General features: G+C 50.0%; 17 protein-coding genes, 1 tRNA gene and 1 rRNA gene. 2 read left to right on the top strand and 17 right to left on the bottom strand.

Annotated features, from left to right (window positions below; all coding sequences use genetic code 11):
• Nucleotides 1-219 precede the first annotated feature (219 nt).
• From NNL21_RS23460 to NNL21_RS23440, 5 genes are all read right to left on the bottom strand, one after another.
• Nucleotides 220-5,784 (bottom strand): sugar-binding protein, encoded by a 5,565-nt coding sequence (locus NNL21_RS23460; RefSeq protein WP_204821107.1) that lies wholly within the window; start codon nt 5,782-5,784, stop codon nt 220-222.
• A 54-nt stretch (nt 5,785-5,838) separates the two neighbouring features.
• Entirely contained in the window at nt 5,839-6,708 is an 870-nt protein-coding gene (locus NNL21_RS23455; RefSeq protein ID WP_256555431.1) for a carbohydrate ABC transporter permease, read from the bottom strand.
• Complete coding sequence (locus tag NNL21_RS23450) at nt 6,709-7,653, bottom strand: carbohydrate ABC transporter permease (protein ID WP_256555430.1); 945 nt, start codon at nt 7,651-7,653, stop codon at nt 6,709-6,711.
• Nucleotides 7,654-7,754: 101 nt separating this feature from the next.
• Nucleotides 7,755-9,272, bottom strand: coding sequence for an ABC transporter substrate-binding protein (locus NNL21_RS23445; RefSeq protein ID WP_204821108.1), 1,518 nt, complete (start codon nt 9,270-9,272; stop codon nt 7,755-7,757).
• A 56-nt stretch (nt 9,273-9,328) separates the two neighbouring features.
• Nucleotides 9,329-10,582 carry a Gfo/Idh/MocA family protein gene (locus tag NNL21_RS23440; RefSeq protein WP_204821109.1) on the bottom strand — a complete coding sequence of 418 codons (1,254 nt, stop codon included), beginning with the start codon at nt 10,580-10,582 and terminating at the stop codon, nt 9,329-9,331.
• 290 nt (nt 10,583-10,872) lie between these two features.
• On the opposite strand from NNL21_RS23440, the gene NNL21_RS23435 reads away from it, so the two are divergent.
• Both NNL21_RS23435 and NNL21_RS23430 read left to right on the top strand, forming a co-directional pair.
• Nucleotides 10,873-11,868, top strand: coding sequence for a LacI family DNA-binding transcriptional regulator (locus tag NNL21_RS23435; RefSeq protein ID WP_204821110.1), 996 nt, complete (start codon nt 10,873-10,875; stop codon nt 11,866-11,868).
• A gap of 249 nt (nt 11,869-12,117) precedes the next feature.
• Nucleotides 12,118-13,469, top strand: a protein-coding gene (locus tag NNL21_RS23430; RefSeq protein WP_204821111.1) for an IS1182 family transposase whose coding sequence is annotated in 2 segments (ribosomal slippage) — nt 12,118-12,685 and nt 12,685-13,469 — 1,353 coding nt in all. Because the reading frame shifts where the segments join, the coding sequence is not laid out codon by codon here.
• A 178-nt stretch (nt 13,470-13,647) separates the two neighbouring features.
• Here NNL21_RS23430 and NNL21_RS23425 read toward each other — a convergent pair.
• The 12 genes from NNL21_RS23425 to rrf all read right to left on the bottom strand — a co-directional run bounded on the left by NNL21_RS23425 (nt 13,648) and on the right by rrf (nt 23,677).
• Nucleotides 13,648-14,721, bottom strand: coding sequence for a hypothetical protein (locus NNL21_RS23425; protein WP_204821112.1), 1,074 nt, complete (start codon nt 14,719-14,721; stop codon nt 13,648-13,650).
• Between the two features lie 169 nt (nt 14,722-14,890).
• Nucleotides 14,891-15,037 (bottom strand): small acid-soluble spore protein P, encoded by a 147-nt coding sequence (locus tag NNL21_RS23420; protein WP_204821113.1) that lies wholly within the window; start codon nt 15,035-15,037, stop codon nt 14,891-14,893.
• 88 nt (nt 15,038-15,125) lie between these two features.
• Nucleotides 15,126-15,302 (bottom strand): hypothetical protein, encoded by a 177-nt coding sequence (locus NNL21_RS23415; RefSeq protein WP_204821114.1) that lies wholly within the window; start codon nt 15,300-15,302, stop codon nt 15,126-15,128.
• Between the two features lie 39 nt (nt 15,303-15,341).
• Nucleotides 15,342-15,689: a hypothetical protein gene (locus tag NNL21_RS23410; RefSeq protein WP_204821115.1), complete on the bottom strand. Its 348-nt coding sequence runs from the start codon at nt 15,687-15,689 to the stop codon at nt 15,342-15,344.
• 129 nt (nt 15,690-15,818) lie between these two features.
• Nucleotides 15,819-15,907: transfer RNA gene (locus NNL21_RS23405), tRNA-Ser, on the bottom strand.
• Nucleotides 15,908-16,020: 113 nt separating this feature from the next.
• Nucleotides 16,021-17,304, bottom strand: coding sequence for a serine--tRNA ligase (gene serS / locus NNL21_RS23400; protein WP_204821116.1), 1,284 nt, complete (start codon nt 17,302-17,304; stop codon nt 16,021-16,023).
• A gap of 82 nt (nt 17,305-17,386) precedes the next feature.
• Entirely contained in the window at nt 17,387-17,971 is a 585-nt protein-coding gene (pdxT, locus tag NNL21_RS23395; protein WP_204821117.1) for a pyridoxal 5'-phosphate synthase glutaminase subunit PdxT, read from the bottom strand.
• A gap of 7 nt (nt 17,972-17,978) precedes the next feature.
• The gene (gene pdxS, locus NNL21_RS23390; RefSeq protein WP_204821118.1) at nt 17,979-18,860 is read right to left on the bottom strand and encodes a pyridoxal 5'-phosphate synthase lyase subunit PdxS; all 882 of its coding nucleotides are present in this window, start codon (nt 18,858-18,860) and stop codon (nt 17,979-17,981) included.
• Nucleotides 18,861-18,988: 128 nt separating this feature from the next.
• Complete coding sequence (locus NNL21_RS23385; protein WP_256555428.1) at nt 18,989-20,299, bottom strand: D-alanyl-D-alanine carboxypeptidase family protein; 1,311 nt, start codon at nt 20,297-20,299, stop codon at nt 18,989-18,991.
• Between the two features lie 135 nt (nt 20,300-20,434).
• The gene (gene guaB, locus NNL21_RS23380; protein ID WP_204821119.1) at nt 20,435-21,892 is read right to left on the bottom strand and encodes an IMP dehydrogenase; all 1,458 of its coding nucleotides are present in this window, start codon (nt 21,890-21,892) and stop codon (nt 20,435-20,437) included.
• A gap of 146 nt (nt 21,893-22,038) precedes the next feature.
• Nucleotides 22,039-23,310 carry a putative glycoside hydrolase gene (locus NNL21_RS23375; protein ID WP_256555427.1) on the bottom strand — a complete coding sequence of 424 codons (1,272 nt, stop codon included), beginning with the start codon at nt 23,308-23,310 and terminating at the stop codon, nt 22,039-22,041.
• 250 nt (nt 23,311-23,560) lie between these two features.
• Nucleotides 23,561-23,677 (bottom strand): 5S ribosomal RNA (gene rrf / locus NNL21_RS23370).
• Nucleotides 23,678-23,841: the final 164 nt, after the last annotated feature.

The following is a 23,841-nucleotide window of genomic DNA, read 5'->3' as shown; positions in this document are numbered from 1 at the left end:
GCTCCTGGATGAATACCCCTCTTGAAGCCTGATCATCAGCCTTCGAATAAAATATCGGTGCCCCTTAACTTATTCGGAATGAAAAGATCCAATTCCTGCGTTTCTCCCCCATTTATTTCAATTAACCCGCTCCTCTTCCACCTATATACTCCATGAATGTTGAGCAAGGATAAGAAACGGGCTCTGGATCGAAATCCAAAGCCCTTATTTACAGCATGATTATAGCAGCCCGGCTGCTTTCATCAAATTATGGACGGCCTTCGCGCATTCTGCTCGGGTTGCATGGTTCTTAGGTGCGAAGCTGCTGCCCGCTTGGCCGATCATCAGCCCCTGGATAGCTGCAGCATGAATCGACTCCGCTGCCCAAGGCGAGATTTGGTCTTGGTCCACATAGGCTACAGCTTCGTTTCCTGCAGAACTTTCTTCACCTTCTGCTAGCGATTCATAGGCTCGAACGAGCAGAACAGCCATTTCCTCCCGGGTGATTGGACCATTCGGATGGAACGTATGTTCGTTAACACCCTGGATGAGTCCTGCCGAGTAGGCTGCGCTTAGCTCCGCCTTATACCACGCGTTATTCGGCACGTCCGTGAACGGATGTTTACCATCCTGCTCCTTCAAACCCAGTGCTCGAACCAACAGTGTCACGAATTCTGCCCGTGTCGTCAGAATCGCAGGCTTGAATTCGTCATCCGTTATTCCGGTGACAATGTGCTTGGCGGCCATGAGCTGCAGGGTACGATATGCCCAATGCCCAGAAGGTACATCGGTAAACCGCTTGTTAAAGGCCAGCACCGCATACCGGCTTAGATGCTCCAGCTGTACCCCGACCAGGCCATCCGTGGAATTGACCCTGCCGCCGACGTATTCCCATCGTTTGGTTGCTTCGTTATAGTAGTAGATGCCTAATAATCCATCATCGATAATATTAGAACGATAGGGAAGCTCGAGCTTAATCCCGCCTGCCGCCTGACCGAGTTGGATCTCCTTGCCATCGGCCGTCTTAATCACAATGTGGATATCGTACGCTTGACCGGCCAGCTGCAACCGTCCCTTCTCACCATCCAGGGAGAGATTCGCTTCCGAATCCTTCACTGGATTAACGGATACGTGGAGAACAGCCTTTCCGCTATCGGCTTGTGTGATCAAGTCCTCCCATACCGCTGGATCGATCGTAATAACCGCATCGCCCGCTTCCACCCGGATCGGATGACCAAGCAGACTGGCTGCTGGAATAACCGCACTCGTCTGGTTTGCATCCAATTTCACGATAGCCACGCCGTTCTCAATGCTGACAGCCGCTTCGTTAGCTGTCTCATTGGATGATCCTCCGGTTACCGTACCCGTTGTCGCACCCGGATAATACGTTCCAGGATCCGTCGACTGCCCGCTGATCGTAATGATCGCATAACCTTGGACTCCTGACCCGTCAAGCGCTGTTGCCACGACTCTTACCTTGCCATTCTTCTTCGCACTGAGCAGACCGGCTGTCGAGATCGCCGCCAGATCCGTAGCGGAACTGCCGTCCTCGCTCAGCACTGTCCACGACACGGATTGCATGTCTGCATTCGCTGGCGTTACAGCTGCTTCCATCTGCAGCGTCCCGCCCTTAAGGGCGATCGTGCTGGTATTCCCCGCCCCCATGACCGCAATAGACGTCACAGGTACCGGTACCGGCACGTCGTTTCGCAGCTGGAACGCCAGATAATTAGCCGTGTTCGACACGTCACTGGTGCCGTTCTCGGTTAATCCTAATACAGCCCCGCCTGATTCTTGATAAAAGTTAACATGGGAAGTGATGCCTATCCATTGTCCCTCTTCAGCCGTAATGCCGATCGCCTCCCAAGGGATGGCCATTTCAACCTGATAGCCCTTATCCGTCTCGACGGATTGATGCACAATCCCTTCCTTATCCGCTTTGGCAGCCCCATTCAGATAGAAGGTCTCGTCTCCGAAGCGAATGGTATATTGCGGTGAGAACGCATCGCGCGGTCCTTGGGTAAATTTCCCGTCAATGAAGAGCTCCACACTGCTCTCTTCCCAGACCGGCTTTTCCTTCGGCGCATGCACCAGGCTGTCCGTCACGTCAAACGCAGCGTACAGATGTGTCGGACTCCACCGCAGGCCCAGCTTTGCCCCATTTTGCTTGTCGTTCAGAACTCCGAAGGTCTGCTGTCCGAGACTGTATTCCAGCTTCCAGAACGATTCGTCCGGTTTGCCGTCGATAACAATCCGGTCATCCGCAATGCTGTCCATGCTGTAAGTCACTTTTTCATTGACGAACACACGGTCCGCCCAATTTTCCGAAGACGTAGCGTCCGTTGAAATATCTTGCGTCAAGCTCCGCTTGCCATGGTCGGCATCATTAACATGCATCGTAAAGCTGATCACGTCTCCATTAGCAGGGCTGATCCCGATTAAGCGCCATGGTATCGCAATTTTCATTGCATAGCCGTCCGCTGTGCGGTCAGACTGATGCAGAATACCGCCGGTCTGCTGATTGAGCAGTCCATAGGCATGGACTTGGTCGTCATCATTACGGAACACGTACCTGACCGTATGCTCGTTATAGACACCCTTTGCCCCGATGCCATCCAGATAGATTTCTACCGAATCATCCTCCCACGGATTGGCGGCATTCGTGTTCACGACTTCATTGTCGGTCACGTCAACGCCAACATATAAGTAAGTCTCATTGTATTTAAGATCATAAGCGGCATTGATCTCCGTGTCCCCTGTTGTATAAGCCAGCTGTTTATCCAGTTTCCATACCGGTCCATTCAACCCTGCTGTGATATCCGGAACGATTGGCGTATAGGGGATTTGAAACGATTTCATCGCCTCTTTATCGACGCCTAAAATATGAACATCACTGAAATATAGCGTGACCTCGGACGTACCCGAGAACGTCCAGAACAGAATAGAGGCAATATTCGTCTTGTCAATCGGGTTTAGTTGTGCAAGAGGCAGTGCCAAATGATTGGCTCCCGGCAGGAGGGTTCCGATTTTGTGATCGGAGGGTTTCCCCTGTGCATCGAATAATTTCGCGAACAGATTCATCGTCTGGCTCGAATCATTATAAACATCCAGCTCTAATGTGTCCGCTTCAGAAATATCCTTCCGATCTGCAGCCACCGGCAGATGGATGCCCGGATAGGCCTCTCCTTCCAGATACGGAATCTTCACCTTCAGCGACTTGCCGCCATCCGGAGCATGGTCTTCAGATGTTCCTTCGATCGTAACGTCGTATTCCCCGACAATTCCCGCCAACGATTGCTCATCACTGAAATTGTTAATCACGGTCTTCTTCATAATCGGCTCGATCGCCCGCGACTTGACGACCACATTCCTCGTCACGGTCATCTCCCGGCCGTCCTTCTTTAGTACGACCGTCATTTCGTTCGTACCCGGAACAACGCTAAAGGCTGTCTTGTACTGGTCAGCCACCTCATTGTTCTGTAGAGCCTCCGCAGTTATTTCTTGACCGTTCACGGAAACTTCCGTTCCTTTGGCGGCATAGACCGTAATCTCCCGCTTCGATGCATCGGAAGCATGATTGCTCAGCAGGATTAACGCCTTCGGATCTTGATCCAGCTGCTCAATCATATCGGCCACTTCGCTGCGTACGGACTGCAGCACGCCTACATCCTTCGTGAAAGATTTAACGTCTGTGAACAACCGATCATAGTAAGGCTTCATAATGTCATTTGCAGTCACATTGACCTGCAGACTCTCGGCAGCCTGCTTGATCTTTTGCTCCAGCAGCCATAAGTATTCATAATCCTGATTACCATCCCGGATGGTCTGCAATCTTAAGGTGGCAATCGGACCATTGATGCCGTATTTGGTTCCCGGATACAGCAGATAGCCGTCACCATTGGCCCCCGGGAATGCAAACGAGTCGTTCCAAATATCACGGTCAATATATTTGGTGCCGTCATATTTCTTGAAAATATTAACCGACCAGTACAAATTCCCTTCGATGCCGTACGACCGCTGCATCCAGGATACGAGCCGGGCACCAATAATATCATCGTCGATATGATAGGTTGGATACGGATTCTTGGGCGCGACGCATCCGTACCACCAGATATGCCCGCCATTAGCCTGGTGTTCATGTGCCGCTTCCAAGTAAGCATCGGTCACAAACTCATTGAATAACGGGGTGAACGTGTTCACGGCCTCACTCAATTCGGGATGTATTCCCGTCGTAACCAGATGCCGCAGCGTCGGTTCGATCGCCTTGATTTGCTCGCTCCGCTGGATTACCTTCGGAAACATAGCCGGCGTCGGTTCATCAATCTCGCCGCCCAAATAGTAGTACGCCTTATCGAGCAGGCCTTTTGCCTTCAACTCCTTGATTAACAAGGCCGCCCTGCCGTTGACCGGGTCATCCAAGTCACCGACTGTATAGGGAAGGTTATAGGCGGAAACACGCGGATCTTTAATATACGGTTCTGCATCAACGACATATTGACTGTAATCATCAGTCGGGATTGGCAGAGCCGTAGGCGTAACATGGTAGTCGAGCATGAATTCATAATAATTCCGCATGAGCTTCCAATACGCTTCAGAGTTGTTGGTAATTCCGGGATGCCCTGCAAGCAGCATATCGCCGCCCCAAATCGCAAACGCGGTTTCTGCATGATTTTCTTCCGGAATCGCAAAGTCTCTTACTTTAACTTCAACAGGTACGGTCTTCAATTCCCCGTTTACAGTTAACGTAATCGTACCTTGATAGATTCCGGACGGTGTCGTTTCCTCCGTCTTGACGGTAAACCAGATCGACTGGTTCTGGCCCTTCGTGACGTCCACCTTTCCATGTACCGACATATATGCGTCAAGTGGAATTAGCGCATCCGGGTATTCGCCCGGCTGATAGGCGCCGTTGGAGTTCTTCTCGATTTTTACATACTGCTGGACGAAAATTTGTACATTGCCAGCGGGAATCACTGCTCCCTCGGAGGTGAGATCCGATATGCCCGCACTCGTTATTTCCGCCCTTCCATCCTGTGCGGTCACAAACACCTGCCCGCTCTGATATTCCCGTTTCGCCATATCCAGCTTCAGATCGGTCGACGTAAGCGGCTTCGCTGTCTTCGTCACATTCACCGTATTCGGCCCCGTCCAGATCTGATATGGCCCTAATTCTGGCTCTGGCTCAGGGTCATCGGCAGCCAAAGTGAATGATGCATCATCAAAATAAACCTTACCCTTCCCCCCAGCTACCATCAAATAAATCGTGACCTTGTTCGAGCCCGGCAGCGGCGTGAATCTGTAGGTGAGCTGCTGCCATTCGCCAGAAAAATCCCCTTTCTCCAAGCGTTTATTCAAGGAGCCTATCCAGGTATCTCCTGTCACTTCATTAATCTCATCGCCGTAGAAATCCATGTTGAGCATCGGAGTCCCCGTCATAGCCTTGTCTTCTACCTTCAGCCATGCCGAGAACACATATTCTTCCGAATCTTGAATCGACGGCTTCTCCACCGCAACGATATTGGGCAGCCCATCGCCTGTCGAATGATTAACGAAAGCACTATACGTTCCCGTATGGGCTTGCTCCGTGCTTATTCCATAATCAATGCCCCATTGACCGGTGGAATGCGCCCAACTAACCGGCCTCCCATCGCTTACATTCTCGAATCCGGGATTAACAATCCAATTTTCCGGAGCCGCAGCTTCGGCCTTCACCGCCGCCCCTCCTCCGGCCATGAATGGGATGATCAAGCAGACAATCAACATCCATACCATCGTACTTCTACATCGAGCAGACAACCTTGCCATCGGTACACTCTCCTCATTCGATTATCGTCATCATCATTCCAGCCTTGCTTTTCGTTACCCTTTCGTTGCTCCTAGCGTCGCCCCCTCCATAATCCGTCGTTGAAACAGGATATAGATGATGATTGATGGCACCATCACAATCATGACGCCAGCAAACATGGTCACCCAATCAGCCGTATAGCTCATTCTCATATTGGCCTGGTACATGTTGACACCGATTGTATATTTCGCGGGATCGCTCAAATAAATAAACGGCCCCAGAAAATTGTTGTACAGCCCTAGAAATTTGAAGATGGCCACTGTGACGATTCCGGGTGTCGACAGGGGGACGATAATCCGCCAGAACACCTGGAAGAGCGTCGCCCCGTCCACATAACCGCTCTCCTCCAGGTCCTTCGGCAACGAGGACATGAATCCGCCGAGCAGCATCAGGAAGAATACGTTCTCCCCCAAGCTGTCGAGCACAATGAGACCGGTTAGGCTATTCGTCAGATGAAGCGTTTTCATCAAGATGTACTGGGGGATGAGGGCATTAATGCCGGGCAGGAATAACGACAGCATGATAATCGACCAAATCAGCTTCCTGCCTTTGAACGTAATTCGCGTTAACGCATACGCATTAAGTGCCGTTAGGAATGTGCCTAAGGCCAGCCCTACGCCGACATAATACAGCGTATTGAGCATCGATTTGCCAATATTGTAACTCGTCCAGGCTTCATAGTAGTTGCGCCACTGTATTTGAACCGGAAGCCCCCATATATTTTGGAAGAAATCCGCATTCGTTCGAAGCGACTGGACTAAGATCCATATCACCGGAAAAATAATCGATAGACACCATAGTAGAAGCAGAACTCGCCATATCAGGTCCATCAAAGAAAGACGTTTCTCGATTACGGCCACCTTCTTCGCACGAATTTGGGACAATTAATATTCGACTCCTTCGTCCGGATAATATTTATCTAGGATGAGTTTGGCCGCAACGAGAATCACGAATAGAACCATGCCAATTGCGGAAGCGTACCCATAATTGTGATACTCCTTGCCGAACGCCATATTAAACATGTACAACCCGATCACATCGGTCGAGCCTTCCGGTCCGCCGTTCGTCATGATCATAATCATCTCGAAGCCCTTTATCGTGCCTAATACGACGAACAATGCACAGACACGGATGACCCCCCTTATTAGCGGGATCGTAATTTTAATCAAAATTTGCATCGGCCGGGCACCTTCGATAATAGCCGCCTCATAAATCGATTTCGGAATCCCGCTGATCGCATTCATGAAGATGACTGCATAGAGTCCGACACCCCCCCACACCATAGGAATGACCAAGGCCCACAGTGCCGTCCGGGTATCCCCCAGCCAGTAATAGCCCCCCGCCGGAATGCCCACCAGCTCAAGAATGCCATTTAATAGCCCGAAGCTGCCATCGAAGATAAAGGACCATAGCAGGGCAACGACGACTGCGGAGAGAATATTCGTAAAGAAATACAAGACCTTATAGAACCCGTTCTCTCGATACGGCTTATTATTCAGTAAATAGGCGAGCAGAAGCGAAATAATTAGGATCGCGAACGGCACGACAATCATATACAGCAGGTTGTGGTACAGCGCCCTCCATACAAATTGATCGCTCACCATAAAGATATAGTTGCTGAACCCGACAAACTTGGGTTCACTCAAGCCATCCCAATTCAATAATGAATAATAGATGGACAATATATTGGGATACAGAGTAAATAACAGGTAGCCGCCAAACGATGGCACGATCGCAATGAGCAAGAATACCGCCTTTTGCCGTTTAACTTTGCCCGCGCCCGCCCGCTTGCGCATGCTGACCGCGATCTTCTTCACTTCTGCTGCCACAATGCTGCCTCCTTACGTCGTGAATGATCGAAGGGAGAAGCGAATCCCCTTCGATGACACCGCCTTCGCGCATTCGGAAGGCGCCCGATTGCAAGACATCCTTACTTCTTAGGCCGATCCTTCTCGATGCTCTTCTGGAGCAGCTTCTCGGCTTGTTCCAGCACCGGAAGCGGATCCTTCTTCCCTGATGCCACCGCTGTAATCATTTCCGATACGAGCTTCGACGATTGGGCGGATTCCGGACTCATCAAGCTGAAATTACGGCGGAATGAGATATACTGCACCTCATGCTTAGTCGCATACTCCATGACAGCCGCAGGAGCTGGTTGTAGCTTAGCTATCCGCGCAGGATCGTCGCCAAAGTCAAGACGGGCTGGGAAGGCTCCCGCTTCAGCTGCAAGGATCTCCTGGATTTCAAAGGTATACAGGCTTAGTATGAATTCCTTCGACCATTGTTTCACGAGATCGGGCTTGTTCTTCCATATGCTGAATCCGATATCGGTAACGCCGGAGTTAATAAATATCGTTTGATCCTTGTCATTCGTCGCAGGTATAGCCATGAAGCCCCACTTAAAGCCTTCCGGCGTGCTTGTTTTCATTTCGTTGCCCACCCAATCGCCCGTAGACACGAGAGCAGCCTTGTGCTGCAGCACCTGCATCTGGGACTGGGTATGATTAAGCGCCGCAACCCCTGGCGGGAAATACCCCTTTTTGCCTAGATCGTATAGCCGGCTCCACTCTTCCTTATTGTGCTCTGTCGTTAATTGCGGTCCTGTATAATTGCGGAAATTGTCTAGATACGTATCGAAATTCCCCTCTCCCTTGGCTAAGCCAAAAGGCAGCAGATCGAACGTGTAGTTGGTCAGATAACCCGCGTAGACGCCCGGGAACGTAATGGGGATAATATCTTTGGCTTTAATATCGCCAAGCAAGGCAACGAATTCATCCCAAGTGCTTGGATTCTTGTTCCAACCATGCTCATCGAATAGATTCTGATCGAAGAACAATCCGGCCGTATAGCCGCCCACCGGCACCCGGCTTGTCATTCCCTTGAACTGAACCGCTTCGAACATGTCATCCGAAATGACGGATCGGAGTGTCTTGTCGGTTTCGCCTGGCAGGACGCGGTTCCACAGATCGTCCTGCGGTTCAATCTTGCCTGCCTCTACTAATTTCTCAGCTTGACCAGCCGCCGTGAATCTCGGAAAGAACAGATCGAACATTTCCTCGTCATCGCCTGCGGCGATCATCGGCTCCAATATCGTTTCCAGCGTCGGTGTCGAGGTTATGTCGAAGGAGACGTTTGGATATTTCTCCGAAAATTTCTTCACGGCCGTATCCATCCAGGAGCGACCGCCGCCATTTTCCCAGAAACCTACCTTCAGCGTCACCTTCTCACTCTTCGACAGCCCGTTCTCCGGATATACGTCATCCTCCGCAGCCGTATTCGTCTTGCCTTCCGTACCTGCATTCGCGTTCGTGTTGGAGTTCTTATTCCCGCTCTTGTTTTCGTTGTCGGCGGTGCTCCCGCCATTCCCGTTCTTATTGCCCCCCGAGCATCCGGCTAACAAGGTTACTACCATGATTACGGCTAACAACAACGTCAATGGTTTTTTCATTTTCCATCCCCCGGTATCGTTTATGGTTATCCTTCCTTGCAACTTTCCACTAACGATTAGCTCATCTGAGGTATCATGCTGCCAAGCTCTATGGAACTGCCCCCCTTAAGCCTGGATTGCTCCGCAGCAAAAGCCATCAGGTGGCTTTGGACGGAGGCCCGGGCGGAGGTTAGCCCTTCTGCAGCCTTGCCTGCTCTCACTTGCGCTAGAAACGACCGAACGAGAAGCTCATCCCCGCCCCCATGACCCTCCGTGTCTACTACGACTGGAATGTGCACCGGCTGCTTGCCGAAGGGGTAGAGTATAATTTCCTGGTCCTCCATACGTCCTCTAATCTCACCGAGCGTCCCCATGATTTGAACTGATCTGGAGCAATCATGCGTGAACCCCGACATGGTGAATGCCGCCGTCGCCCCGGTTTCGAATTCCATGTTCACTACCTGATGGTCGACCACATCATTATCGCAGCGGTATACGCAGCGACCGAACGGACCTTCGCGGATCGCCTGTTCAATGCCAGCTTCAGATAGATCGTTCGTTATAAATCTCGACCATTCACGCGTCTTGTCCTCCGCATATATTTTTATCGCGGAGTATGGACATTCACGCTCGATCCTGCAGCTGGTGCAGCGGTCAGACGATATTTCTGGTGCGCGTTCCGGGCGAAAATGCAGCAGCGAACCGTACGAGCTGATACGAACACAAGGCTGATCCATTAGCCACGCAATAAGATCCATGTCATGGCATGACTTCTGCAAGATCATCGGACTTGTCTCGTCCACTCTGCGCCAATTTCCGCGAACGAAGCTGTGAGCCATATGAAAATAACCAACGTTCTCGTTCAGCTGAATCGATACGATCTCCCCTATAGTGCGCTCAAGAAGCAGCTCTTTCACCTTCGACCAGAAAGGCGTGTACCGAAGGACATGGCACACCGTTAGCAGCCGGTCATGCCGCTCCGCAGCCTCCGCCATTTGCAGAACCTCGTCCACATTAGGGGACATTGGCTTTTCCAGTAGTACATGATAACCTTGAGAGAGCGCTTTCAAAGTAGGTTGATAGTGCATCTTATCTTGGGTTGATATGACCGCCACATCGGCAAGTTTGTCCTTGGCCAAGACTTGTTCCCAGCTATCGAAGCTGAGAGACTCCGGAATGCTATGCTCCTCCACCGCTCGCTGCCTACGCTCTTGATCAGGATCCGCAACAGCGAAGATTTGCATCTCATCCGGATAATTTCGTGCATACTGACCGTAAGCAAACCTCCCTCTTGCTCCAGCTCCTATGAGTACCGCGGTGATTCGGTGCATTGAGCCTTCAACCTCCTTCCAGAAATAGGTTTTATTAATCAAGTAAGAATATAACTCGCGTTATGTGGACTGTCAACAATTTTCTTCCAATATTTAGTCGTGGATTTGGTCATAAATTGAAATTATGATGCTCGATTGCCATGTTATGCCGGTGTTTCGTACTCTTTTCACCCTCGCGGGCGAATTGGTATCGTATTTATGGATTGACGTCCTAGCTGCGCTATCGGTAAAATATACCTATCGTTATGCTAATAGTTGTCTAAACAGGATTTCATGAAGGAGATTGCCTGATGGTTACGAAGAAAGAGATTGCCGAGTATCTCGGTATTTCACGTACAGCCGTGTCCCTTGTGTTAAACAATACGCCCAGCAGCACAATCTCTGCCGAGACAAGAAACCGCATCCTGCAGGCCGCTCAAGAGCTCGGATACCGTGATGTCGAGGTTAGTCCCAAGCTATGCTACGTCCTATACAATCGTGAAGCGAATGACCCGCGTTATATGGGCGATTTAAGAGTGATGGAAGAGGCTGCTAGCCAATTTAGCTATGGACTTGTGTTCATGAACATAACGTCTACCGAGGAGTCGCTGCACAAGCTACAGCGGCTGCTGAATAATCAGGAGATTGATGGGTTCATCGTATCTGGTGATGTGGATGAAACCTTGATCGACATGTTTCGTCATTCCCAGACATCCTATATCATCTCCGGGCTCCCTTTGCCTGACATCATCGACAAGGTGAACTTCGCCGCGAACGACGATCGGAAGCTGGCCTATGACGCCACGAATTATTTGATCTCCATTGGTCATACCCGTATCGCGTTATTCATGGGAAGCATGGACTATAACACGCATAAGCTAGGTATGGAAGGCTATTGCCAAGCACTGGAGGATAATGGGCTTCCGCTCGATAAATCACTCATTCAAATTAGCAATGAAGAGAATGGCTATGAGCTCTGCAGAAGGGCTGAGATGCTTCAGCTTGACTATACGGCCGCTTTCTGCGCCAATACGGTCATCCAGTTCGGCGTTCTTCAACGGTTGAAGGAGACCGGAGTAGCTGTACCTCAGCATATTAGCCTGATCGGGTCGGGCTTGACTGAACTGGCGCGAATCAGCGTACCTCCGTTAACGACGTTATATGCTTCCACAGAGCAGACAGCGAAGATTGTCGCCTTACTTATCAATATTATTAAGACCCGTGCCGCCTACGGCACCGCAAGCTTCTTTACGAAGTTTGAACGCTTTGAGGGAGGGACAGTGGCCCCCCGCAAGACCAAGCCTTGAACCGGAACGGGCTAGGTCCATCGTCCCCTTTCGGCAGAAGCTAGTCGTACACAGGAATCCACTCCGATTTCTCATCTGATCCGATATGATTCCAATTTTCGACAGAATAAATAAGAAGAGCGCCCTCCTTCCGGAGGGCGCTCAGGCTGTCGAGAAACCTCGACAGCCATTTTTGCGCTTATATAATTTAACCAATTACCGCGTTAATGTGTTATAATACATATATAACTCTTACGGATGGTGATGATCATGTTACGCACTCCTAAAGATAAACAAACTGCCTTTGAATTTGTGTCTCTCGAAAGCCTTGTCCCTCAGGATCACATGCTTCGAAAGATTGATCAATACATCGACTTTTCTTTTATCTTAGAAAAGGTTCGTCCTTTATATTGTGAAGATAATGGACGCCCGGCAATAGATCCTCTTGTCTTGTTCAAGATGGTTTTTCTCGGCTATTTTTATGGGATTCGCTCTGAACGCCGCCTGGAGCAAGAAATCCAAACCAATGTAGCGTATCGTTGGTTTCTCGGCTTAGGCTTAACGGACCGCGTTCCGGATCATTCCACGATTAGTTGGAATCGCCGGAAGCGATTCAAAGACACCACCATTTTTCAGGACATCTTCGATGAGATCGTTCTTCAAGCCATCCAGCATCGAATGGTTGGCGGCCGCGTACTGATTTCGGATTCGACGCACTTAAAAGCCAACGCCAATAAACATAAGTACACACGAGAAGAAGTGTTGCAGAACACGAAAAGCTACATCGAAGAACTCAATGAAGCTGTCGATCAGGAGCGTAAAGAACGCGGAAAAAAGAACTAAAACCTAAAGAGGTGGTGGAAGAAAAGAAGGAAATTAAGCGCAGCACAACGGACCCCGAAAGCGGTTATATGGTTCGAGACGGGAAACCTGAAGGATTCTTTTATCTCGATCATCGGACAGTCGACTTGAAGTATAACGTGATCACGGACGTTTATGTTACCCCTGGCAATGTACATGACTCTTTGCCCTACCTCGATCGACTCGAGCGGCAAACACAGCGTTTTGCGTTTAAGGTAGAGGCTGTCACATTGGACGCGGGTTATTTAACGACACCCATTTGTAAAAAACTAAAAGAGAAGAAGATTTTTGCTGTTATTGCCCATCGTCGCTTCCACCCGACGCAAGGATTGTTTGCAAAATGGAAATTCCATTATGACGCTCAAAGTGATACGTATACCTGTCCCAATAGCCAGCCTCTTACTTACCGAACAACAGACCGTCACGGCTACCGCCACTATGCATCGAATCCGGAGGTTTGCAAAAGTTGCCCGATGCTTGCCGAGTGCACCCGTTCAAAAAACCACCGAAAAGTGATTACGCGACATGTGTGGGAAGAGAGTAAAGAATGGGTGCGAGGAAACCGATTATCTCCAGATGGAAAGAAACTGTACAAGAAGAGGAAAGAAACGATTGAGCGAAGCTTCGCGGATGCTAAAGAGCTCCACGGGCTTCGCTATTGCCGGTTACGAGGGCTTAAAAATGTGACGGAACAGGCGCTGATGACAGCAGCCGTTCAAAACATGAAGAAGATCGCCATGCACCTCAGTAAGAGGGAGTAGAGCGATCTTCATGCTTTAATTTTACATATATTGGTGATGCGTATTCTCTTTAACCTAAACGCAAAAAAGAAAGCCCGAAAAACATAGGCTTTCTCGACAAGCTGAGCGCCCTCCTTCCGGAGGGCGCTCTTCTCTTCTGCGTTATGATGACAGGATCCTATTTATAATTGCGGGTTTCTTACAGACCGCCACCGAACATCTCGATCAGCTGCTCGAATGGTACGGCATCTTTTGGAATCTCATTCTCGAACTTCACGTCTTTGTTCAAGTTATCATACGTCATCAACAGATGCATACCCAGCTTAATCGTCTGTGCTTCTTCTGTCATTTCGAGATTCGCACGAACGTCTTGATAAGTCAGGTAGTCGTCCTTAATGGCTCCTGTGAGGCTAAGCTCATTCACCTTCAGGCTCTTCTTCATTTCCTCGATGCCCTTCTTGATCTCGCTATCCTCTTTAGAAGCAAGCTCTTTCTTCGCTTCTTCCAGATCAGCCTTGGTCAATTGCAGGGTCTTCAAGTACTCTTCGTTCGTAAGCAGCAAATCGATGATTTGCGGCGCTACTTTGTCGACGATCGTCGTGATCGCTTCATCAAAGTTTTGCTGCGTGATCGCAAAGCGTACGATTTGGTCCGGCTTCAGATCCGCTGGAAGATCTTTAACCTCTTCTGCTTTTGGCTCACTGAAATAGGACTTCTCATCGAAGTTATCGAGCAGAATCTTGGCCATATCCTGACCCATCTTCTGCGTGACTGCCGTATCCGGCATAGCGACTTCTTGACCCGATTGCTCGGCAAGCTTCTTCAGATCGAGTTCAACGAATTTACCGGAGATCTCCTCAGGGAGAGGGACACCTGGTATGGCTGGAACCTTAATCCATACTTTTTCCGGCGTGACAATCATCGGAATGGATAGATTGAAGCTCGAACCATCGCCGCCCATCTTAAAGTCCAGCGTCATATCCGTACGCATTGGATCTGCTTGATACGTCCCTTTGTAAGAAATAGTCGAGCCTTTCAGCATATTGGCAACAGCCGTAACGCCTGCTGCTTCTGCAGAATCACCTGCAACCCCCTCTGGAATGACGACATCATCAAATCCAAACGTCCCCTGAACCGTATACGATTTCAATTCGCTCATTTTCGACATTGCGGATACGACAGCTTCCTTCGGCGGTTTCCCCGAACTGCAAGCCGTTACAATGGTCAGAATTGCTGCGAGCAGCGCAACAAGTCCGGCTTTCCATACTTTCATTTGTGTAAATCTCCTTCCTAATTTTCATAACATCTATACATTCTATACGATCAAAACCAAAATTTGAAGCTAAAGATTTATTAAAGCATGAAAAAAAGAAGTCCTTTCATTTCCAAAACATAATTTGGAATGAAAGGAACTCCTTTGATTACGCTGCTTTACCCTGTTGTTAACCTTCCCCGTTATTATGACGGGAGTGATTCTGGTTCTTCACTTTTTTGGAGCCAGACAGCGGCTCTTGCGGGCCGGAATGGGATTTTCTACCTGCTTCATGATTTTGCCCGTCGGGTACTGGAACGGCTCTTGGCTTACTCATGCGATAACCTCCTCAACCTCAGTGATATGTTTCAGGAATCCGATAAAGTGGTCCGCGCACCGGTTCCCTTCTAACGCATCGATCTGGCTTAGCTCCGCGGATGCGACAAATCGGTCGGCTCATCGTGGTTCAACATATCCTGATGGCGACGATCGTTCGCATCCTGCTGGATTTGTTGTGCTTGATGGCTATTGACCGGATTCTCATCCAAATCATCGACAACATTGATTAAATTTTTATCAACAGAGCCTTTAGCTTTCGTCATGCTCGCTCCAACCATCCTTTCCGTTGACAGAGAAAACTCTTACGCATTCGTAACCGCGTGGAGTGTCTGTGCGCATTCATGGATATGCCGTGTATAGTCTTGAATTAATTGTTGAATGATATCGGTTCGCTCATCTACGGAGCGGCCGTCTCTCTCCACATCGATGAGCTCCACCCGTACCTCGCGGCTGTCTACATATCTCACGCTAAAATCAAAGCTATACATCTGATGGCCAGCCGTTTGAATGGTGACTCGCAGTGTTTGCTCATTCGCTTCATCCGGCTTGACGATCGCGCTGTCTGTCTCATGAATCGTATTGGGCAGCGTCCGCTGCCAGGCTTCGGCCAGCTGCTGTTGACCGATACGCAATCCATCCTGTTTGTTCATCGCTTACCACCTCCATGCCGATAATATGCGGCTTCAAGCACCTTTTTATGTACTTGTGGGTCGCCATAAACAAATAAAAAAAGCCCGCATCTTAAGCGATGCAGGCTTGTTGGTTATAGTAGAAGATTATGGCGGAGAGGGTGGGATTCGAACCCACGTGGGCTTGCACCCTAACGGTTTTCAAGACCGCCCCGTTATGACCGCTTCGGTACCTCTCCATGTATAGATGTCAGTCCTCAAGTCGAGGGGACAAGAAATATTGTACCACAGGCCAAAACAGAAATGCAACTGCAATTTTGACCTGTAGTGTTAATTAATCACTTTAAAGCGACTAAGCCCGAGGACCTATAACTTCTAAACCGTTCATATAGGGACGCAATACCTCTGGCACGATGATGGTTCCATCTTCTTGCTGGTAATTCTCGAGAATAGCTGCGAACGTGCGTCCGACGGCCAAACCCGATCCATTCAAGGTATGAACAAACTCCGGCTTGCTCTTCGCCTCCCGGCGGAACCGTATCCCTGCACGGCGTGCTTGGAAATCCTCCACGTTCGAACACGAGGAGATTTCACGATAGGTGCCGCCACTTGGAAGCCAAACCTCAAGATCATAGGTCTTGGCAGCGGAGAAGCCCATATCTCCCGTACACAGTGCGAGGACGCGATATGGCAGCCCTAACAGCTGCAGCACCTTCTCAGCGTTCTGTGTCATGGCCTCGAGCTCTGCGTGCGACTCTTCCGGCTTGCACAGCTTAATCAGCTCAACCTTATTGAATTGATGCTGACGGATCAAGCCGCGCGTATCCCGCCCTGCCGCTCCTGCTTCCGAACGAAAACAAGCACTGTAGGCGACATAATTCTTCGGCAGCTCTTCCGCGTTCAATATTTCCTCACGATGTACGTTTGTTACCGGCACTTCTGCTGTTGGTATCAAATAATAATCACTCTCTCCCAGCTTGAATAGATCCTCTTCAAACTTAGGCAGCTGGCCGGTACCAATCAAGCTGTCACGATTGACGATGTAAGGCGGCAGCATCTCTTCATAGCCATGCTCATCGCTGTGCAGATTCATCATGAAGTTAATGAGCGCACGCTCCAGACGAGCCCCCAGACCGCGGTAGAAGACGAAACGGGAGCCCGTTACCTTCCCAGCCGCTTCAAAATCAAGAATGCCCAGCTGCTGTGCAAGATCCCAATGCGCTTTCGGCTCGAACGAGAAGGAAGGTGTGTCGCCTACACGGCGGATCTCCACGTTATCGTCCTCCGATGCGCCCAGAGGGACGCTCTCATGCGGTATATTCGGTATCGCCAGCGTAAGCTCCTCAATTTCCGCTTCGGCAACGCGGAGCTCTTCATCCAGCTCCTTGATGCGGTCACCCACCTCGCGCATCTCGACGATAAGCGCTTCTGCATCTCCACCGCTCTTCTTAAGCTTGGCCACTTCCTGTGAGACCGTATTACGACGGCTCTTCAGCAGCTCGCTCTCCTGCAGCAGCTCCAGACGTCTGGCATCAAGCGCAGGGAAGCCAGCGATCATATCCAGTGATTTCCCACGATTGCGCAGCGCCTGTTCGACCTTGCCGAACTCATTTCGCAGCAATTTAACATCCAACACGAACGATGAACCCCTCTCTTAGTACGATATGCTTCACTACCTAATACGGCAAAAAGACTGCGTTCTACGCAGTCTTATGCCTTTACCGATTCTCCGCCGCTTCTTCCGCCATCTTCAGAAAGTAAGCATGAAGCCGGTAATCATCGGTCAACTCCGGATGGTAAGAGGATACGAGCAGATGACCTTGGCGTGCAGTAACGATCTCATCCTTATACACCGAGAGCACGTCCACCTCCGGCGATACCTCCTTGATGAGCGGCGCACGGATAAAGACTGCGCGGACCGGATCCTCGATGCCTTTGACAGGCAGATCGGTCTCAAAGCTTTCCCGCTGACGGCCGAACGCATTGCGCGCCACCGTCATGTCCATCAGGCCAAGATGCGCTTCTTCCTGACCCTCGATTCGTTTCGCCAAGACGATCAACCCCGCGCATGTGCCGAACAATGGCTTGCCTTGCGCAGCGAATTCACGGATCGCCTCCATGAAGCCATACTTGCGCATCAGCTTGCCGATCGTCGTGCTTTCTCCGCCCGGGATGATCAGTCCATCCAGCTCATCCAGCTGTTCCGTCTGTTTCACTGCTACCGGTTCACCGCCGGCAGCCGCTATGCTACGCATATGTTCTGCAACCGCGCCCTGCAGCGCTAATACGCCAATCTTCTTCATCCGTTGATTACCAGCCGCGATCCTGCATCCGCTGGGATGGATCAAGCTTGGAAATCTCAATGCCTTTCATTGGAGCACCAAGGTTCTTGGACACTTCCGCGATCAGCTTGTAATCTTGGTAGTGCGTCGTAGCTTCAACGATCGCACGGGCAAATTTCTCCGGATTGTCGGATTTGAAAATACCGGAACCAACGAATACGCCGTCTGCTCCCAAGTGCATCATCAGTGCGGCATCGGAAGGTGTCGCAACGCCGCCTGCAGCGAAGTTAACAACCGGCAATTTGCCTGTCTCATGTACGCCAAGCAGCAAATCGTAGTTTACTCCCAGGTTTTTCGCTTCCGCATACAGCTCGTCTTTCGACAAGCCTTGTACTTTGCGAAGCTGACCCATAATCAGACGCATATGGCGAACAGCTTCAACGATATTGCCTGTTCCCGGCTCGCCTTTCGTACGCATCATCGATGCGCCTTCTTGAATACGGCGAAGGGCTTCACCAAGGTCTTTCGCTCCGCAGACGAAAGGTACGGTGAAATCACGCTTGTCGATGTGGAATACCTCGTCGGCCGGCGTTAATACTTCACTTTCATCGATGTAATCGGCGCCTAGAGCTTCGAGGACTTTCGCTTCGACAAAGTGGCCGATACGCGCTTTGGCCATTACCGGAATCGAAACGACCTTCATAACCTCTTCCAGTACGGTCGGGTCAGCCATGCGGGCTACGCCCCCGGCAGCCCGGATATCTGATGGTACGCGCTCTAGAGCCATAACCGCTGTGGCGCCTGCTGCTTCTGCAACCTTGGCTTGTTCAGCATTCATGACGTCCATGATGACGCCGCCTTTTTGCATTTCAGCCATACCGCGTTTAACGCGAGAAGTTCCTGTTTCCATAGTAAAGAGCCTCCTGTAGTTTAGCATCATTATTCTAGCTTCCGAACACGCTCTAACCATTGATTTTACAGCATATAGGCATAATCGACAACCATCATTTCATACTAATCAAATCGTTAATCAGAAGATTAGAACAGATTCACGATCCCTTTAAACAATCCGACGAAAAAGTCTTTGATTGCGCGGAACATCAAGCGCCACCAACTGGCCTTATCGACTTCCTCGGAAGCAATCAAATCGACGGTCGAATCCATCGTTTTCCCTGTATCCGGATCTTTATAGGTATACGTTACGGTCCCGACCTTCTGGCCGTTCGTGATCGGTGCCACCAGCTGATCCTCGGTCATCAGCTCCAGTTTCGTTTGCTCCACTTTTGGCTCGGAGGCTTTCTTCACAAGGAAAGTAATATCGGATTTCGTTGCAATCGGCACTTCCGTAGAAACGCCCTTCTTTATTTTGACCGTCTTTGCGTTTTCTACCACCGTTTTGGGTGCAATGACGGTTTTCCGTTCAAAATTGTTGAAGCCGTAGTCGAACAGCTTCGCCGTTTCACGGAACCGGGACTCCTTGGTTTTGGCCCCCATCACGACAGAGATGATCCGCGTATCGCCCCGCAGTGCGGTACCCGTAAAGCAATAGCCTGCCGCGCTGATATAACCGGTCTTCATCCCATCGACGCCTGCATAAGAGAATGACTTCAAGCTTGGCGTTTCAGGGTTGGTCTTATGCGATTCCAACATCCAGTTCCAGTTGACCATCGGTTTGGCGTCGCGTTCGCGGAATTTATAAGTAGAAATTTTAGAGTAGTCCAAAAACTCTTTATGCTGTTCAAGCAAAATCTTGGAGAACTTCGCCAGGTCTCTCGCCGAGATGACCGTTGTATCCAATAGACCCGTTGCAGATGTGAAATGAGCCGTCTTCAGACCCAGCTTGCTCGCGGTCTCGTTCATTTTTTGGACAAACGCTTCTTCCGTGCCGGAAATGTGATCGGCTAACGCGATGGTTGCATCATTCGCGGATCCGACTGCCATTGCGATGTATAAGTCCTTCAAGGGATGTTGATCCCCTTCTGCTAAATAAATCTGCGAACCGTCGGGAGGGGTGGAAGCTGCGGCCTTTGAAGCCGTCACAACGGTATCCCACTTCTGTCTTCCCGCCTTGATTTCTTCCAGTACGATGTACTCCGTCATCAATTTTGTCATACTTGCCGGAGGACGAGCTTCATCTGCGTTCATTTCGTAGAGCACCTGTCCCGTGCTCGCATCAATTAGAATAGCCGCTTCCACGTTAAGTCCAAGTGGATTTACAGCCTTATTGGTCGGGGTCTTTTCTTCTGCTGCCAATACAGCGGTCGAACCCACTGTCATCATTATCAACCACACAGCAAGCATGGCGGAAATGACCGGCAACAGACGTACCGGTATTCGATTCCGTTTCAACGTCTTCTCTCCTTTTCTCCCATGGTATAGTCTATCGCTTATTGTATCACACCAAACCTATATGAAAAAAGACAAGCAGGGGCAATGGTGATTATTTCACCATATCCTTGCCTGTCTTCAATATATGACGATCTATTACAGTGAATAGTTCGGAGCTTCTTTCGTAATTTGCACATCATGTGGATGGCTTTCGCGCAAACCTGCATTCGTGATGCGAATAAATTGCGTATCGTACTTCAGTTGATCGATCGTTTGGGCGCCGCAATAGCCCATACCGGAACGCAAGCCGCCAATCAATTGATGAACCGTATCGGATAAAGGACCTTTGAATGGAACGCGTCCCTCGATGCCTTCCGGTACGAGTTTGTTCTCATTCTCTTGGAAGTAACGGTCCTTGCTTCCTTCTTTCATGGCGCCGATGGAGCCCATACCGCGGTACACTTTAAAGCGGCGACCCTGATAAATCTCTTGCTCGCCTGGGCTTTCTTCCGTACCGGCAAACAAGCTCCCGATCATAATCGCGCTCGCACCTGCTGCAATTGCCTTGGTAACGTCCCCGGAGTACTTGATTCCTCCGTCGGCAATGACAGGGATATTATATTGACGTGCGACATCGGCACAGTCATAAATAGCTGTAATCTGCGGTACGCCAATACCTGCAATAACACGAGTCGTACAAATCGAGCCTGGACCCATACCGACTTTAATGACGGACGCGCCGGCTTCGATTAATTCACGAGTCCCGTCTCCTGTAGCCACATTACCTGCAACTAGTGTCAGTTCAGGGAAGGAAGCACGCAGATGCTTGACCATATCTAATACATTGCGTTGGTGCCCATGAGCCGTATCGATGACGAGAAGATCAACACCGGCCTTTACAAGCGCTTCTGCACGCTCCGGCGTATCCTTAGCTATACCGACAGCCGCACCGCAGAGCAGACGGCCTTGAGCGTCTTTCGCCGCATTCGGGAACTGGATCGCTTTCTCGATATCCTTGATGGTAATAAGGCCTTTGAGTGTGTTGTGCTCATCAACCAGCGGAAGCTTCTCAATCTTGTGCTGCTGCAGCAGCACTTCGGCTTCTGACAGCGTCGTACCCACTGGTGCGGTGACCAAATTCTGATGGGTCATGACTTCACTAATCTTCATGGAGTAGTCATGGACAAAACGCAAATCGCGGTTCGTCAGAATCCCGACCAGCTTCTGGTTTTCGTCAACAACCGGTACGCCTGAAATCCGATATTTGCCCATCAGCTCTTCCGCATCATACACATGATGATCCGGTGTAAGCGAGAAAGGATTGGTTATCACGCCGCTCTCCGATCTTTTTACCCGATCGACTTCCTCTGCTTGCTGCTGAATTGACATGTTCTTATGAATAATTCCGATGCCGCCCTCACGAGCCATAGCAATGGCCAAGGCCGCTTCCGTAACTGTATCCATTCCCGCACTCATTAGCGGAATATTTAATTTCACCTGGGCACTAAGAGTGACCGATACATCAACTTCCCGCGGCAGCACTTCCGATTTACGGGGTACCAGCAGCACGTCGTCAAAGGTCAACCCTTCTTTGGCGAACTTATCTTCCCACACAAGTATGTCCTCCTCAACGTTTCTTTCGAATCAACACCAGGTTCCCCAAATCGTCCTAATTCGATGTCTCTCAGTATATTATTAGCAATATTAGCAGAGGGGGTAGGGGCTGTCAAGATAACGGCCAGCGGGCTTCCATGTCAAAATTATGAATGATAATCATACTTGCAATTCGAGCTCCAGAGCAGGAATTGATTGACACCCTGCTCCATCGCCGCTTGAATTTGCATTCGAATTTGATTCATTCCATAATGCTGATGCGGATGGATCCACGTTGCCGTGAAGCTCTGCAGCCATGGACGGATTTCCGCCGGCTGCCTGCCGCTTTTATGAAGATAAGTATTCCGCTTATTCGCATCCACCATGGCTTGCCGTATGATTTCCTTTGGGTGCAGATCCGGTTGATCGATGCCGTACATCCCATTCGAATAGTGGGACGGGTAGGTCATTGGCGAAATGAAATCAACCGCACTTGAAACGATGCGCCAACTTTGGCCAATCCCCATATCGTCCTCCGAAGAAGTGACAAGCCCAAATACGTCTGCCGAAACTAGAGCGCCCGCAGCATGAACGCGGGCGCGCGCCTGCCGCAGAAACGATCCGATAATCTCGGCTTTGCTTACTCCCTTCGTGTTGCTGAAGCGCACCTCTTCATTAACCCGGGCACCGTGATCAGGGAATCGAACGTAATCGAATTGAATTTCGTCAAATCCCAGCCGCGCGGCTTCTTCAGCGATCCTAATATTGTAGTTTTGGACCGCAGCCAGATAAGGATCTACCCATGGCTTGCCTTTACGATCCTTCCATATTCCCCCTGTTTTCTTCTGAAGCGCGCCATTCGGGATACTTTGCGCATACAGCGGGTCCTTGAAGACCACGACTCTGCCGATCGTGTAGATATGCTTCGCCCGTAATTCAGACAGCAACGAGCGGATATCGCTGATTAAAGGGTTTCGATCCGCGTGGATAGCCTTCACTTCCGGGAGTGATGACCGGTAAGTAAGATTACCATAATCATTCTTCACATCAATGACCATCGCGTTCAGATCCGTCTCGTCCACGAGTTGGATGAGCCGATCAAGGCGCTTCCGGTCACCAGCAATCCAGCCTGATACATAGATCCCTCTAACAGGCTTATGTACTCCATTATGGGGGTGATTTACTGCTTGTCGATGTGGCTTCGACTCTCCTGCATGATCCTTAATCACAAAGGAATATTTTCGTTCCGCACTCCCTTTTACGACCAGCTTTTGCTGCAGGATCGACACCGGCTTATGCTGCACTTGCTGCTCCTTCAATTCCGGCAGGATCACTTCAGGCTGCCGTTCGATTGAGCTGCAACCACTCATGACAGAAGCTAGGGACAACAGTATAATCCCCATAATGAAGGCTTGGTCTAATCGTATCCATTTGTGCATGTTGAAAACACCCCCATATTCGCAACTTCATTCGTTGACTGTAGTATGAGCGTAACCATCATGCGAATTGTGAAGGAGATAGCACCATATAAGGGCAAACATGGTTAGAATGGAATTGGGCTAATTGGTAATGAACGTGAGTGGAAATTGAATTCGAGGAATTACATGGGGGGTTAAAAAAGAAAGCGAATCCTAGCATAATAACATGAATCAACAAAAAACCGACCGCGGTTCGCGGTCGGTTCCTCGTGCTTGGCGACGTCCTACTCTTCCAGGACCCTGCGGTCCAAGTACCATCGGCGCTGAAGGGCTTAACGGTCGTGTTCGAGATGGGTACGCGTGGTTCCCCTTCGCCATTACCACCAAACGTTTCAGGTGTGGTTACACCTTCAAAACTGGATACGAGTTTGCGCAACTCTAAAGCTGTGTTTATGCTTTCGAAGCAAGACTTTCACTTCGTGAAAGCGTTTAGGATAAGCCCTCGACCGATTAGTATTCGTCAGCTGCATGCATTGCTGCACTTCCACCTCG

Source organism: Paenibacillus mendelii (genome assembly GCF_024498075.1).
In the GTDB taxonomy this organism is placed as follows: Bacteria; Bacillota; Bacilli; order Paenibacillales; family Paenibacillaceae; genus Paenibacillus_Z; species Paenibacillus_Z mendelii.
This window is presented reverse-complemented; position numbering and strand designations above follow the sequence as displayed.

Excerpts from the sequence above, each read along its gene's own strand:
- NNL21_RS23460 (WP_204821107.1), bottom strand. The coding sequence starts at position 5,784 with ATGGCAAGGTTGTCTGCTCGATGTAGAAGTACGATGGTATGGATGTTG.
- NNL21_RS23445 (WP_204821108.1), bottom strand. The coding sequence starts at position 9,272 with ATGAAAAAACCATTGACGTTGTTGTTAGCCGTAATCATGGTAGTAACC.
- NNL21_RS23440 (WP_204821109.1), bottom strand. The coding sequence starts at position 10,582 with ATGCACCGAATCACCGCGGTACTCATAGGAGCTGGAGCAAGAGGGAGG.
- NNL21_RS23435 (WP_204821110.1), top strand. The coding sequence starts at position 10,873 with ATGGTTACGAAGAAAGAGATTGCCGAGTATCTCGGTATTTCACGTACA.
- NNL21_RS23425 (WP_204821112.1), bottom strand. The coding sequence starts at position 14,721 with ATGAAAGTATGGAAAGCCGGACTTGTTGCGCTGCTCGCAGCAATTCTG.
- NNL21_RS23420 (WP_204821113.1), bottom strand. The coding sequence starts at position 15,037 with ATGAGTAAGCCAAGAGCCGTTCCAGTACCCGACGGGCAAAATCATGAA.
- NNL21_RS23415 (WP_204821114.1), bottom strand. The coding sequence starts at position 15,302 with ATGACGAAAGCTAAAGGCTCTGTTGATAAAAATTTAATCAATGTTGTC.
- NNL21_RS23410 (WP_204821115.1), bottom strand. The coding sequence starts at position 15,689 with ATGAACAAACAGGATGGATTGCGTATCGGTCAACAGCAGCTGGCCGAA.
- pdxT (WP_204821117.1), bottom strand. The coding sequence starts at position 17,971 with ATGAAGAAGATTGGCGTATTAGCGCTGCAGGGCGCGGTTGCAGAACAT.
- pdxS (WP_204821118.1), bottom strand. The coding sequence starts at position 18,860 with ATGGAAACAGGAACTTCTCGCGTTAAACGCGGTATGGCTGAAATGCAA.
- NNL21_RS23375 (WP_256555427.1), bottom strand. The coding sequence starts at position 23,310 with ATGCACAAATGGATACGATTAGACCAAGCCTTCATTATGGGGATTATA.